General features: G+C 65.0%; 12 protein-coding genes. 4 read left to right on the top strand and 8 right to left on the bottom strand.

Annotation, left to right across the window (positions count from 1 at the left end; genetic code table 11):
• Positions 1 to 106: 106 nt before the first annotated feature.
• From ACVWY5_RS08985 to ACVWY5_RS08955, 7 genes are all read right to left on the bottom strand, one after another.
• Positions 107 to 952 carry a CmcJ/NvfI family oxidoreductase gene (locus tag ACVWY5_RS08985; RefSeq protein ID WP_028334411.1) on the bottom strand — a complete coding sequence of 282 codons (846 nt, stop codon included), beginning with the start codon at positions 950 to 952 and terminating at the stop codon, positions 107 to 109.
• 521 nt (positions 953 to 1,473) lie between these two features.
• The gene (locus ACVWY5_RS08980; RefSeq protein WP_028334412.1) at positions 1,474 to 2,415 is read right to left on the bottom strand and encodes an ABC transporter substrate-binding protein; all 942 of its coding nucleotides are present in this window, start codon (positions 2,413 to 2,415) and stop codon (positions 1,474 to 1,476) included.
• A complete protein-coding gene (locus ACVWY5_RS08975; RefSeq protein WP_028334413.1) occupies positions 2,412 to 3,506 on the bottom strand; it encodes an LLM class flavin-dependent oxidoreductase in 1,095 nt (364 codons plus the stop codon). The genes ACVWY5_RS08980 and ACVWY5_RS08975 overlap by 4 nt, the downstream gene beginning before the upstream one ends.
• Before the next feature lie 32 nt (positions 3,507 to 3,538).
• Positions 3,539 to 4,711: an acyl-CoA dehydrogenase family protein gene (locus ACVWY5_RS08970; RefSeq protein ID WP_028334414.1), complete on the bottom strand. Its 1,173-nt coding sequence runs from the start codon at positions 4,709 to 4,711 to the stop codon at positions 3,539 to 3,541.
• Positions 4,705 to 5,502: an ABC transporter ATP-binding protein gene (locus ACVWY5_RS08965; protein ID WP_028334415.1), complete on the bottom strand. Its 798-nt coding sequence runs from the start codon at positions 5,500 to 5,502 to the stop codon at positions 4,705 to 4,707. Before ACVWY5_RS08965 ends, ACVWY5_RS08970 begins: the two co-directional genes overlap by 7 nt.
• A complete protein-coding gene (locus ACVWY5_RS08960) occupies positions 5,496 to 6,512 on the bottom strand; it encodes an ABC transporter permease subunit (RefSeq protein ID WP_028334416.1) in 1,017 nt (338 codons plus the stop codon). The genes ACVWY5_RS08965 and ACVWY5_RS08960 overlap by 7 nt, the downstream gene beginning before the upstream one ends.
• Entirely contained in the window at positions 6,490 to 7,587 is a 1,098-nt protein-coding gene (locus tag ACVWY5_RS08955; protein ID WP_430648912.1) for an ABC transporter substrate-binding protein, read from the bottom strand. Before ACVWY5_RS08955 ends, ACVWY5_RS08960 begins: the two co-directional genes overlap by 23 nt.
• A 130-nt stretch (positions 7,588 to 7,717) precedes the next feature.
• On the opposite strand from ACVWY5_RS08955, the gene ACVWY5_RS08950 reads away from it, so the two are divergent.
• From ACVWY5_RS08950 to ACVWY5_RS08940, 3 genes are all read left to right on the top strand, one after another.
• Complete coding sequence (locus tag ACVWY5_RS08950; protein WP_157345689.1) at positions 7,718 to 8,041, top strand: hypothetical protein; 324 nt, start codon at positions 7,718 to 7,720, stop codon at positions 8,039 to 8,041.
• Between the two features lie 18 nt (positions 8,042 to 8,059).
• Positions 8,060 to 9,046 (top strand): ABC transporter substrate-binding protein, encoded by a 987-nt coding sequence (locus ACVWY5_RS08945; RefSeq protein WP_157345688.1) that lies wholly within the window; start codon positions 8,060 to 8,062, stop codon positions 9,044 to 9,046.
• A gap of 337 nt (positions 9,047 to 9,383) precedes the next feature.
• Positions 9,384 to 10,163 carry an SDR family oxidoreductase gene (locus tag ACVWY5_RS08940; protein WP_028334419.1) on the top strand — a complete coding sequence of 260 codons (780 nt, stop codon included), beginning with the start codon at positions 9,384 to 9,386 and terminating at the stop codon, positions 10,161 to 10,163.
• Between the two features lie 167 nt (positions 10,164 to 10,330).
• Here the strand turns inward: ACVWY5_RS08940 and ACVWY5_RS08935 are convergent, their stop codons facing one another.
• A complete protein-coding gene (locus tag ACVWY5_RS08935; protein WP_021077434.1) occupies positions 10,331 to 10,630 on the bottom strand; it encodes an HU family DNA-binding protein in 300 nt (99 codons plus the stop codon).
• Between the two features lie 433 nt (positions 10,631 to 11,063).
• Here ACVWY5_RS08935 and ACVWY5_RS08930 point away from each other — a divergent pair, with 433 nt between their 5' ends.
• On the top strand, positions 11,064 to 12,677 hold the full coding sequence (locus ACVWY5_RS08930; RefSeq protein WP_028334420.1) for an ABC transporter substrate-binding protein: 1,614 nt from the start codon (positions 11,064 to 11,066) through the stop codon (positions 12,675 to 12,677).
• Positions 12,678 to 12,796 lie beyond the last annotated feature (119 nt).

The raw sequence follows: 12,796 nt of genomic DNA, 5'->3' as shown, positions 1-12,796 counted from the left end.
TGGCCGGGCTTGTCCCGGCCATCCACGTCTTGCTTCACGCAGGGCCGAAGACGTGGATGCTCGGGACGAGCCCAGGCATGACGAGTTCGCTGAGATTCCGTCGCCCTTACTGCTTATGGAACACCAGCGTGCGCAGCTCGATGCTCTCGCGCGGCGCGGCGTCCGCGGGCGTGGTCGGATCGACGAACGCGGTATGCGGCCCGAACCGCGTGCGGCCGTCGGTCGCCGAGTCGTAGCATTTCAGCAGGATCGCCTCGTCCGGCGTCATCTCGGGAATGTAGAACCAGCGATGGTTCGGATTGTACTTCACCGAGTAGGTCTCGCCGCTGCGGTTGGGATAGATCAGGTCCGAAGCAATGAGATCCTCCGGCGCGACGGTGGTGCCGTCGGCCATCGCGAGCGGTGAATCCAGCAGGGGACCGCGGATCGGACGCCACAGATTGATCACCTGGATGCGGCCCTTGACCAGCTGCTCGGCCTCGTCGGGCAGGTGCTCGAACACGCGGTTGCGGCCGGAGACGGCGGTCTGGTCGACATGGACGCGGGTCGCGGGCTGGCGCGGTCCGCCGCCGCGGATGTCCGCCGCACCCTCGACGCGCTTGCGCACGGTGTGATCGAAGATGAAGACACGATCCGCCTTCAGCGTCGCCTTCAGGAAGGCTTCGACGGCGGGATAGTAGACGTTGCGGACTTCGTTCTCGTCGTAATAATCCTTCACGCTGGTCGGATGCTTGACCAGCGCAAAGCCCTCGCGATCGAGCGAGAAGCTGTCGGCGATCAGGCGTCCGTCAAAGATCGGAACATTGTGGGCTTCGGGCAGCGCGGTGGATTTGGGTTCGCCGGGCGGCGGATCGAAGGCGTAGGTCCGGGGCTTGCCCGGCGTCGGCGCGAGATAATTCAGTTCAGCGGTCACAAACGGCAGCGACTCGATGCGAGTTTGTTGAAGGCCCATGGTGATCTCCCGGACTCGATTGTTCGTCTGTTTGATCTTGGCAGCGCCGGAGGAAGCGGCAAGGCCGCGGCGAAAATAGCAACGTTGCGGTTTTGGAATATGCCAAACGGGGAAAATCCTTGCCGCGCGGCAGCCCACGGACGAATGGATGTTTTGAATCACGGGTTCGTTAGCGGTGCAATGGTGCGGAGTTGAATCCGCTTCCGCGCAGACGGTCTGCATCTCCCGCTTGCAGGGCCGCCGCAGGTGCGCTGGCAAAATATCGAAAACAACCCCATGCAAAGGAGCTCGCGGCTGCCGGCCTTCGACAGGGCAGCTTGACACGTCGGGCAAATCAGGAATATATTTCCAGTATTCCGAAATCGTGCAAGCACCGTCGTCCTGGCGAAAGCCAGGACCCATTACCATTAAATTTGATAATGAGCAGGATCGCGGCCCCGGCGTCGTGCAACAACTGCCATCCGGGGTAATGGGTCCTGGCTTTCGCCAGGACGACGTTGAATGTATCGCTTGCAAATTGCCTACAGTCCCGCGCCCTTCTCGACGGCCGCACCAAACGAGCGGTCGACGATGTCGGCGGCGTTGATCTTCTGCCGGATCAGGCCCCAGCGGTCGTAGAGGTCGATGGTCTTCTGCTCGTCGGCGACCACGCTGTCGTCGATCGGCGCGATGCGGATCTTGGCCCGCGTCAGCCAGTTCAGCGGCACCGCGGGCGGGATGTTCATCAGCCTGCCCCAGGTGGCGGCGTAGCCCTCGACATTGTTCTGCGACCATGCGCGCGCGGCCGCCAACCGCCGCACGAAATCCTCGAGCTCGGCGCGCTTGCCCTTGATCGCATCGGGGGTTGCGACCTGGAAGCCGAGGCCGGGCGTGATGCCGTCGGCCGTGATGACGCGGCGCGACTTGAACAGCACCTCTTCCTGGCTGACATAAGGCTCCCAGGTCGACCAGGCGTCGACCGCGCCCTGCGTGTAGGCGACCTTCGCGTCCGACGGCGCGAGAAACACGATCTGCACGTCGCTCGCCTGCCAACCCCTGGATTCCAGCGCCGCCAGGATCAGCTGATGGCCGATCGAACCGCGGCCGGTTGCGATCTTCCTGCCGCGCAGATCGTCAAAGCTCTTGATCGCGGAGTTTTCCGGCACCACGACCGCGAGCCCGTCGCGCGACTGCCGCACCGCCGCGATCGCCTTGACCGGAATTTTGGCGGCCGCCGCGAAGGTGAACGGCGCGTCGCCGACCAGGCCGGTATCGATCGCGCCTGCCGCAAGCGCCTCCAGCAGCGGCGCGGCTGCGGCGAACTCCTTCCACTCGATCGTGTAGGGGACGTCCTTGAGCACACCGGCCGCTTCCATCACGGCCTGCGAATTGCCCTTCTGGTCGCCGACGCGCAGCGTGGTCTGCGCGAAGGCCGCGTCGATGGCGGCGAGCGCAAGCGCTGCCGCAACAATGAGACGGATCATTCGGCGGCAATTCCCCGCTGCTGGTCCCGCGCTTCGATCAGCTTGCGGGTCAGCGGAATCAGCGCCCGGCCATAGTCGATCGCATCGACCAAGGGATCGAAGCCGCGGATCAGGAAGTGACTGACGCCGAGATCGTAATAGTCGCCGAATACCTCGGCGACCTGCTCGGGTGTGCCGACCAGCGCGGTGGTGTTGCTGTTGGCGCCGGTCAGTTTGGCGATCTCGGTCCACAGCCGCTTGTCGATGCGCGTGCCCTGATCAGCGAGCGCCAGCAGCCGCTTGGCGCCGTCGGTCGCGTGGTTGGGACGACGATAGCCGGTCTGGTCCTGCAGCGCGGTGGCGCGCTCGAGGATATGTTCCGCCTTCTTCCACGCCTTCTCTTCAGTATCGGCGAGGATCGGCCGCACCGACAGGCTGAAGCGCGGAGTCGGCCTTCCGTGCCTGGCCGCGGCCGCGCGCACCCGCGCGGTGACGTCGCGCACCTGCGCGTAGGACTCGCCCCACAGCGCGAACGTATCGGCGTGCTTGCCCGCGACCTCGACCGCGGCGTCCGAGCCGCCGCCGACGAAGGTGTAGATGCCGCCCTTCTGCAACGGCTTCACCTGCGAGAAGCCGTTCTCGACGTTGTAATACTTGCCGCTGTAGTTGAACGGCTTCTCGCTGGTCCATTCCAGCCGCACCACGTCGAGGAATTCGCTGGTGCGCGCGTAGCGCTCGTCCTTGTCGTCGAGCGTGTTGCCGTCCTGGCGCAGCTCGATGGCGTTGCCGCCGGTAATGACGTGCAGCGAGACGCGGCCGCCGTAGAATTGATCCAGCGTCGCAAGCTGGCGCGCCAGCAGCGTCGGCGCGGTAAAGCCCGGGCGCTGCGCGATCATCACCTTGAGCTGCCTGGTGATGGTCAGGACATGCTGCGCGACCTGCAACGCATCCGGCGTGGTAGAGTGGAACGCCAGCAGCGCGCGGTCGAAACCGGCGAGCTCATGCGCCTTGGCCACCGTCTCGATATAGGGCGGATCGAGCACCGGGCCTGAGCGGACGATGGTCTCGGAAGCATTGTTGTTGGTGATGAAGCCGATGAATTCGACCGGCATGACGGGAACTCCGTTGTTGTTGGCTGTTGTTTTCAGACGCCCAGCGCGGAGCGTCCGGCGGAGACACGGGTGGCATCGTCTTGCGGGGTATGGACGCGGCCGCACAGCACGTCACGGTAATGCCGCTCCAGCGGATTGGTTCGCGACAGGCCGTGATTGCTGGTCAGCGACAAGGCATCCTCCACCACTGCCGCGGCGTTGTTGGTCACCGTCAGCTTGATGATGTTAGACTCGATCGCAGAAAGCGGGAAGCCGTTATCGAAATCGGCGGCGAAGCTGTCGATCAGGCGCGCATTGACCGCAAGCCGCGCCTCGATCGCGCCGACCACCTCCTGCATCCGTGGCAAGGTCGCGAGCGGCGCGCCGAGATTGGCGGGCACCCGCTGCTTCAGGAATGTGACCAGCCAGTCGCGGGCCGCGCGGGCGATGCCGTCATAGATCGCGGCGACGAAAATCGCGTGCACGGTCGCCTGGGTGACGTCAGGAACCTTCCAGTCGTCGGGCCCGCGGACGTCGATCTCGTAATCCAGCGGAAACACCACGTCGTCGAAGATCACGGTGTGGCTGCCGCTGGCGCGCAGGCCAAGGTGGTCCCAGGTCTCCTCGATCCGCGTTCCCGGCAACCCGGCGGGAACCAGAAACAAGCCGACACGGGTCTCCGGCTCATCGGTCTTTGCCCAGACCGAATACCATTTCAGGATCGGCGCACCGGTCGAATAGATCTTCTTGCCTGTCAACCGCCAGCCGGTCTCGGTGCGGCGCGCCGTTGTCGCCGGCAGGCCGCCGCGCGCGGGCGAGCCGAGCTCGGGCTCGACGCGCAAAGCGTTGATCAGCGCCACACCCTCGACGGCTTCCTTGGCGAGCTTGCGCGAAAGGCGCGCCGGCCAGCGCGTGCTGCGCGCCATCACCAGATGCTGGATGTAGTGCATCGACAGCACCAGCGCGGTCGACGGATCGGCCTTGCCGATGATGCCGAGCACGCGCGTGGCGTCGCGGACACCCGCTCCGCCGCCGCCGAGCGCTGCCGGCACCGTCAGCGCCAGCAGGCCTTCGCGCGACAGATCGGCGAAATTCTCGAAGGGAAAGCTGGCGTCGCGGTCGTGCGCCGGCGCGCGCGCAGCAAACACAGCGGCGAGCAGCAACGCGCGCGCGATGTACTCCGGCTCGTTCGCCGGCGGCAGCTCCCTCGCCGCTGATGTCACCATGTCGCCTCCAGTCCGAGCAGGCCGAGGATCTGCTTGCGCAGCTCCGCCAGATAGGGATCGCCGCGATGCCGCGGGTACGGCCGGGCGACGGCGATGTCAGCCTTGATCCGCGCCGGCCGATCGGACAGCACGATGACGCGGTTGGCCAGCACCAGCGCCTCCTCGACGTCATGGGTGACCAACAGCGTGGTGAAGCCCTTGCGCTGCCACAGCGCGACGAGCTCCGACTGCATGGCGATCCGCGTTAGCGAGTCGAGCTTGCCGAGCGGCTCGTCGAGCACCAGGATCTTCGGATCGTTGACAAGCGCGCGCGCCAGCGCCACGCGCTGCGCCATGCCGCCGGACAGCTGGTGCGGATAAGCGTTGCGGAACGAGGACAGGCCGACCAGCTCGATGACGTCATCGACGCGGTGGCGCTGCGCCTTCAGGATGCCCTGCGCTTCGAGGCCAAGCGCGACATTGTCCCACACCGTGCGCCACGGAAACAGCGTCGGATCCTGGAACACAACGACCCGCGACGGATGCGGGCCACTGATGCGCACTTCATCCTCGCGCAGCGTGCCCGCGCGCGGCTTCTCCAGTCCCGCGACCAGCCGCAGCAAGGTCGACTTGCCGCAGCCGGACGGGCCGAGCAGCGCGACGAACTCGCCCGGCGCGATCGCGAGATTGACATTATCGAGCACCGGAAGCGTGGCGCCATCGATATCGAAGGCGTGGCTGACGCCTTCGATATCGAGCTCGGCGCCGACCGCCGGATAGGTGATCGCCTCAGCTGCGGACTGCACTACCATTTGACGACGCCCTTCTGCCAGACCAGCAGGCGGTCGCGGGTGCGGAACAAGAGCGTGATCGCGCCGGAGCAGAGCAGCGACATCACGATCAGCGCCGCATACATGTTGGCATACGCCGCCCAGCCCTGCGCCCATTGCAGGTACCAGCCGAGCCCGGCCTTGACGCCGATCATCTCGGCGACGACCAGCACCGCAAAGGACGAGCCGAGCCCCATGAACAGGCCGACGAACACATGCGGCAGCGCGGCGGGGATCGCGACCCTCAGCACCAGGAATGACGGTTTTGCGCCGAGCGTGCGCGCGACGTCGTAATAGGCGCTGCTGACGCTCGCGACGCCCGACCAGGTCAGGACCGTCACCGGAAAGCCGGTGGCAAGCGCGATCAGGAAGGTCGAGGCGCTCCAGCTCGACGGAAAGGTGAAGAAGGCGATCGGCAACCAGGCAGTGGCCGGCAGCGGGCCGATGAAGCGCAGCACCGGATGCACCCAGTAGCCGATCTTCTGCGACCAGCCGATCGAGACACCGGTGATAAAGCCGACGGTCGCGCCGATGATGTAGCCGCCGAGCTGCAGCTTGATCGAGGCAAACACGCTGTCGAGCAGTTTCGGCAGATCGTCGGTATAGACCTCGAGGATCGACTGCGGCGGCGGGAAGAACGGCAGCGGCAGCCACGCGAACTTTGCGGTGGCGACCTCCCACAACGTCACGAAGGCGCCGAACGCCACCAGCCACGGCGCGCGTTTGCGCAACGCCTGCCCGGCGCCGCCGAGATAATCCGCGCTGAATGTGCCGAACAGGATGAAGGCGGCGATGACGATCGCGCCGATGCCGAGCGATCCGGTCCGCGACCAGTCGCCGACATCGGGCCAATAAAGGCAGGAGAGGCCGAAGGCGAGCCAGACGAGGCTCGCCGCAAGGCCCACACCGTAACTGCCGGAGAGGTCCGCGAGCGTGATCACCGCGCGCGGCGCGGCCGCGGCGGTCGCGTCAGACACTGAATACGTCGACATAGATCCGCTCCGCGAATTTGGCCGTGTCGGTGCTCTGCTTGAACACCTGCACCGTCTTGAGGTCGTCGGCGTAGCCCTTCAGCTCGCGCTTGAGCACCTCGCCGGTCGGGTGATGATGATGGGTGTGGTAGCGCGCCATTGCCTCGAGATCGGCGAGGCTCGCCGCCTTCGGCGCATAGGGCTGGAACGACTTCGCCGCCTTGTCCGGGTTCTGCGAGGTGAACATCGCGGCGTCGAGCAGCGCCTGGGTGATGGCGCGCGCGACCTGAGGCTCCTCGCGCACCAGGCTGCCGCGCAGGCCGACGATGCAGCAGCTCTTGTCGCGATATTCGCCGTCGAGGTTGGAGGCGACCTCCTTGTATTGCGCATCCTTCAGCCAGAGATAGGCCAGCGGGTCCGACGACAGGAAGGCCTGCACCTCGCCCTTCTCGACCGCGACGTTGAGGAGATTGCCGGGATAGGCACGCCAGTCGACGTCCTTGATCGGGTCGATGCCGAGCTTGGCGAGCTGGATCGAGAAGAAGTTCTTGTCGGGGCCTGCGAGATCGCCGACCGCGACGATCTTGCCCTTGAGATCGGCGAGCTTGCCTATGCCGGAATTGGTGCGGGTCAGGACGCGCATGCAGCCGCCATGGGTGCCGGCGGCGATCTTGACGTCAAAGCCCTGCTCAAGCGGCTTCAGCCAGCGCAGCGCCATGCCGAGACCGGCGTCGCTCTTGCCGGTGGCGATCGCTTCCAGCAGCTGGTCGGTCGAGCCCGAATAGTTGACCAGCTCGACGTCGAGATTCTGCTTCTGGAAGAAGCCGTGGTCGATCGCGACCGGCAGCGGCGCAAGGCAGACCGCGCCGGCGTTCCAGGACAGTTTCAGCTTGCGCGGCGCGCCGGTCAAAGCCGGTGCATCGGACGCGGTCTTGCAGATCGGGAATTCGGAGAAGTCGATCGCCGGCGTGATCGCCCGTGGCGCGAAGGCCTGCGCGCTATACGCCCCGATCGGCGCGGCAAAGGCCGCGGCAGCGCCCGCACGCAGCAATGTGCGGCGATCCATCACCGTCTTCTTGTTATCCGTCGACATCATCACTCCTGCATTTCGGCAAGGCTCCGCCCCGCGCGCAAAACGTCTCCGTTTGCGCGCCCCGTCGTTCGAAGCTCATGGTTTTAGAAAAAGCGGATTTCTCCGGCGCGATTGCACTCAAAGCAACGTGCAAATGATGCGGCGCGACAAGATCATCGTCAATGAAATGGAATTTCGAATGTTGTCGGCGCCACAGCTGAACTCTCCACGATCGCATCGCGCGGCGATGAAAGGATTTTCACGATCGTCCCACACGGAGATGCGGCGCGATCACCGTGACTGCATCAAATTTGAGCGTTCTGCGGCCGCATGCGCCATGTCTTCTACGCGCGGCATGCCTGACGAGATCATCCTTGCCGCGCAGCCGCCGAATTCAGATTTCCGTTTCGTTGACGGCGAACGGCTTGCTCATAGACTTGATCGAACGCTGCCACGCGTTCCGCCGCGCAGCGAATGAATCAGGAAAAAAATTCAAATGCGCAAACTGACCCGCTCGGGCCCTGCCTATTCTCTCACCCGCCGCACGGCGGCCGCGCTGATCACGGCCGTGATCACACTGTCGACGTCGGCCGCGGCACTCGCGGCCGACGCGATCGTGCTGCGCGTCGGCGACCAGAAGGGCGGCAACCGCTCGCTGCTGGAGATTTCCGGCCTCGCCAAGGATCTGCCCTACAAGATCGAATGGTCGGAATTCCCCGCCGCGGCCCCGATCCTGGAGGCGATCAATGCCGGCGCGCTCGACGTCGGCTACACCGGCGATCTGTCCTTCCTCACCGTCTATGCGTCGGGCGCGCCGATCAAGGCGATCGGCGGCACGCGCTCCGATGCGCGGACGCAGGCGATCCTGGTGCGCGGGGATTCGCCGATCAAGACCGCGGCCGATCTGAAGGGCAAGCGCCTTGCCGGCACGCGGGGCGGCTGGGGCCAATTCCTCATCAATGCGACGCTGGAAAAAGCCGGAAGCAGGATCGAGGACGCGACCTTCGCGCCGCTGGGCCCGGTCGACGCCAAGATCGCGCTGCTCGCCGGCTCGATCGACGCCTGGGCGGTGTGGGAGCCGTATATCTCCTACGCCACGCTGAAGGACAAGGCGCGCGTCGTCGCCGATGGCGAGGGGCTGACGCCGACCATCACCTTCATCGTCGCCTCCGACAACGCGATCGCAACCAAGCGCGCGGCGGTGCAGGACCTGGTGCAGCGGCTCAACAAGGCGCGGCTGTGGTCGCTCGACCATCTCGCCGAGTATGCCAGGAACACGGCCGAGCTCACAAAACTGCCGGAGGACGTGCTGCTCGCCGCCTACACCGCGCAGAAGACGAGCCCGATCGCGATCGACGAAGCCGTGGTCAAGGAGGTGCAGGCCGCCTCCGACCGCGCCACCCGCTACGGCATCCTCGGCAAGACGCTGGATGTCGGCAAGGCCGTCGACCGCAGCTTCACGGCGAGCGCGAACCTGAACTGACGCGCGCCTGAACTGGCGCGCTCTTTCCTCACCTCCCCTTGAAAAGGGGAGGTCGGATTGCGCGCAAGCGTAATCCGGGTGGGGATCTGCCTCCACAAGCGCCGGCGCCGTGGAGAGCAACCCCCACCCCGCCCTCCCCCTTTCAGGGGGAGGGAGACGAGCGGCGGTGCCCACCTCACGGAGCATCAAGCCGCGCACGCACCACCATGGAGACATCCGATGTCCGGCCCGCTCCATCTCGCACTGATTGTCACAGCACACCTGCTCTGCATGACCTTGTTGGTCGCGCTGTCGGTTTGATAGCGTCCTCTCCGGGCCAGCCCCAGGGAGAACAACAATGAACCTATCAATGAAGGACCGCGTCGCGGTGGTTACCGGCGGCAGCAAGGGCATCGGGATCGCGGTGGCGCGGCGGTTTGCCGAATCCGGCGCCAGGGTCGCGATCCTCGCCCGCGGCGCCGCCGATCTCGCCGCGGCGCGCGAGACGCTCGCCAGGGATGGCCTTGTGGTGCGCGATTATGTCTGCGACGTCGCCAAGGCCGCCGACATCAGCAAGGCCCACGACCAGATCGTTGCCGATCTCGGCAAGATCGACGTGCTCGTCAACAACGCCGGCACGGCACGCACGCTGGCGTTCGAGAGCATCAGCGACGAGGCCTGGCAGGAGGACCTCGACCTGAAGCTGTTCGCCGCGATCCGCTTCAGCCGGCTGGTGTGGCCGGGGATGAAGCAGCGCAAATGGGGCCGCATCATCAACGTGCTCAACACTTTTGCCAAGGCGCCGGCCGGCAATTCCGCGCCGACCTCGGTCTCGCGCGCCGCCGGCATGGCGCTGACCAAGGTCATGGCCAATGAAGGCGGCGAGCACAACATCCTGGTGAATGCGCTCTTGGTCGGCCTGATCATGAGCGATCAATGGGTCAAGCGGCATGCTGCCCAGGCGCCGAACACGGATTTCGGGGAATTCGCCAAGGGCCTTGCCAAGGGCACCCCGCTCGGCCGCATCGGCACGGCGGAGGAGTTCGCCAACCTCGCCTGCTTCCTGGCCTCGGAGCAAGGCTCCTACATCACCGGCACCGCCATCAATGTCGATGGTGGCCGGTCGCCGGTGGTCTAGAGCCCCGGTCCCGGTTCAACCCGGTCCGGAGCTCCAGATTCTGCTTTGGCGCGTTTTCTTCACGCGAACCGGTGTCCGCTGCGCTCGAAAACGCTCAAGCGGGCAACCAACGGCAGGAAGCGACGGCTCAAAAGCAAAAGGCCCCCGTCACCGGAGGCCTTTTCGTCTTAAACCGCGTCCTTGGCGGCCTTGACCGGCCGTGCGCGGACGATCTTCCGGGCCGGCTTGGCCTTGAACATCATCTCTTCGCCGGTGAAGGGGTTGGTGCCCTTGCGCGCCTTGGTCGCAGGCTTCTTGACCACAACGAACTTCGCGAAGCCGGGGACGAGGAACACCCCGGCCTTCTTCAGCTCCTTGTGGCCGACATCGACGAGCGAGTCCAAAACGTTCTTGACGTCGCGCTTGGAGAGTTCGGTGGTGGTCGCGATCTTCTCGATCACTTGCGACTTCGACAGTTGGGTAGCCATGGTTGCTCCATTGATTCTGGAGTGGGCACGATATGGCGGAAAACGCCGAGAAAAACAGTGTTTTCTGCATTCACCACACGAATATCGCTGTGGACAGCCCCCGAATCAGGGATTTTTCCAGTGTTTTTTCAAGTCAAGGCGCTTCCGACCCCTAAAATTACAGGGTTTGCGCGGCTTCGGCGCTCCCGAAACGTCCCCTTGAGAGAATCACTGCGCGCGTCTTGAGCCGCCGCCGCGCGACAAAGTTGCGCGCAATCGCGGTTGCGAAGCGCCCCAGTGCGCCACTTCAGGTTTCGGAAACGATCCTCCAAAAGGCCGAGGCATTAGAAAATGACTTGGGTTCCCATTCCAAGCTAACATCGCCGAATGACGGCCACGACCGATCGGCTGGCCGCCCAATGCAAGCCTTTATGTAAGTACCGGAGACCCGCGTATGGATTTGAGCCGCCTCGAGATCAACCGCCGCACGGCCCTTCTGACCTCGGCCGCGATTGCGGCCAACGTCATCAATCCGATGCGGGCATTCGCGCAGGAAACCCCGCGCAAGGGCGGCGTGTTCAACGTCCATTACGGCGCCGAGCAGCGCCAGCTCAACCCCAGCATCCAGGCCTCGACCGGCGTCTACATCATCGGCGGCAAGATCCAGGAGAATCTGGTCGACCTCGACGCCAACGGCCAGCCGGTCGGCGTGCTCGCCGAGAGCTGGGAGGCGACCCCGGACGGCAAGACCGTCACCTTCAAGCTGCGCAAGGGCGTTACCTGGCACGACGGCAAGCCGTTCACCTCTGATGACGTCGCCTTCACCGCGATGAACATGTGGAAGAAGATCCTCAACTACGGATCGACGCTGCAGCTGTTCCTCACATCGGTCGATACGCCCGATCCGCAGACCGCGATCTTCCGCTACGAGCGGCCGATGCCGCTAAACCTGCTGCTCCGGGCCCTGCCCGACCTCGGCTACGTCTCCGCCAAGCATCTCTATGAGAACGGCGACATCAGGCAGAACCCGACCAATCTGGCGCCGGTCGGCACCGGCCCGTTCAAATTCGTCAAATACGAGCGCGGGCAATACATCATCGCCGACCGCAACCCGGACTATTGGCGGCCGAACGCGCCCTATCTCGACCGCATCGTCTGGAAGGTGATCACCGACCGCGCCGCCGCAGCCGCCCAGATGGAGGCCGGCGAACTGCACTACAGCCCGTTCTCGGGCCTCACGATCTCGGACATGGCGCGGCTCGGCAAGGACAAGCGCTTCATCGTCCAGACCAAGGGCAATGAGGGCAACGCCCGCACCAACACGATCGAGTTCAACTTCCGCCGCAAGGAGCTGGCCGACATCCGGGTCCGCCGTGCCATCGCGCACGCGATCAACGTGCCGTTCTTCATCGACAATTTTCTGGGCGATTTCGCCAAGCTCGGCACCGGCCCGATCCCGTCGACCTCGACCGACTTCTATCCCGGGCCGAACACGCCGCAATACCCCTATGACAAGGCCAAGGCGATCGCGCTGCTCGACGAGGCCGGCTTCAAGGCCAGTAGCGGCAACCGCTTCTCGCTGAGGCTCTTGCCGGCGCCGTGGGGCGAGGACATCTCGCTGTGGTCGACCTTCATCCAGCAGTCGCTGGGAGAAGTCGGCATCCAGGTCGACATCGTGCGCAACGACGGCGGCGGCTTCCTCAAGCAGGTCTATGACGAGCACGCCTTCGATCTCGCGACCGGCTGGCACCAGTACCGCAACGACCCCGCGGTCTCGACCACGGTATGGTACCGCTCCGGCCAGCCCAAGGGCGCGCCGTGGACCAACCAATGGGGCTGGGAGGACAAGACCGTCGACAAGACCATCGACGATGCCGCGACCGAAGTCGATCCGGTCAAGCGCAAGGCGCTCTACGCCGATTTCGTCAAGGAGGTGAACACCGAGCTGCCGGTCTGGATGCCGATCGAGCAGATCTTCGTCACCGTGATCACGGCCAAGGCGCGCAACCACTCCAATACCCCGCGCTGGGGCTCGACGAGCTGGCACGATCTTTGGCTGAGCGCATGAGGCTGCTTCCGGCAACGGCGTACGCCCAACTTCTCCCTCTCCCCGCTCTCGCGGGGAGAGGGCTGGGGTGAGGGGCTGTCTCCGCAAGTGATGCGGGTGGATGGTCCGGTACCCCCTCA

It is taken from the genome of Bradyrhizobium sp. USDA 3256 (assembly GCF_054058275.1).
The sequence above is the reverse complement of the archived record's forward strand: the minus strand, read 5'-3'. Positions and strand labels throughout refer to the sequence as shown.

Coding starts and splice junctions, on each gene's coding strand:
- ACVWY5_RS08985 (WP_028334411.1), bottom strand. CDS start 952: ATGGGCCTTCAACAAACTCGCATCGAGTCGCTGCCGTTTGTGACCGCT.
- ACVWY5_RS08970 (WP_028334414.1), bottom strand. CDS start 4,711: ATGGTGACATCAGCGGCGAGGGAGCTGCCGCCGGCGAACGAGCCGGAG.
- ACVWY5_RS08965 (WP_028334415.1), bottom strand. CDS start 5,502: ATGGTAGTGCAGTCCGCAGCTGAGGCGATCACCTATCCGGCGGTCGGC.
- ACVWY5_RS08980 (WP_028334412.1), bottom strand. CDS start 2,415: ATGATCCGTCTCATTGTTGCGGCAGCGCTTGCGCTCGCCGCCATCGAC.
- ACVWY5_RS08955 (WP_430648912.1), bottom strand. CDS start 7,587: ATGATGTCGACGGATAACAAGAAGACGGTGATGGATCGCCGCACATTG.
- ACVWY5_RS08945 (WP_157345688.1), top strand. CDS start 8,060: ATGCGCAAACTGACCCGCTCGGGCCCTGCCTATTCTCTCACCCGCCGC.
- ACVWY5_RS08935 (WP_021077434.1), bottom strand. CDS start 10,630: ATGGCTACCCAACTGTCGAAGTCGCAAGTGATCGAGAAGATCGCGACC.
- ACVWY5_RS08940 (WP_028334419.1), top strand. CDS start 9,384: ATGAACCTATCAATGAAGGACCGCGTCGCGGTGGTTACCGGCGGCAGC.
- ACVWY5_RS08975 (WP_028334413.1), bottom strand. CDS start 3,506: ATGCCGGTCGAATTCATCGGCTTCATCACCAACAACAATGCTTCCGAG.
- ACVWY5_RS08960 (WP_028334416.1), bottom strand. CDS start 6,512: ATGTCGACGTATTCAGTGTCTGACGCGACCGCCGCGGCCGCGCCGCGC.
- ACVWY5_RS08950 (WP_157345689.1), top strand. CDS start 7,718: ATGATGCGGCGCGACAAGATCATCGTCAATGAAATGGAATTTCGAATG.
- ACVWY5_RS08930 (WP_028334420.1), top strand. CDS start 11,064: ATGGATTTGAGCCGCCTCGAGATCAACCGCCGCACGGCCCTTCTGACC.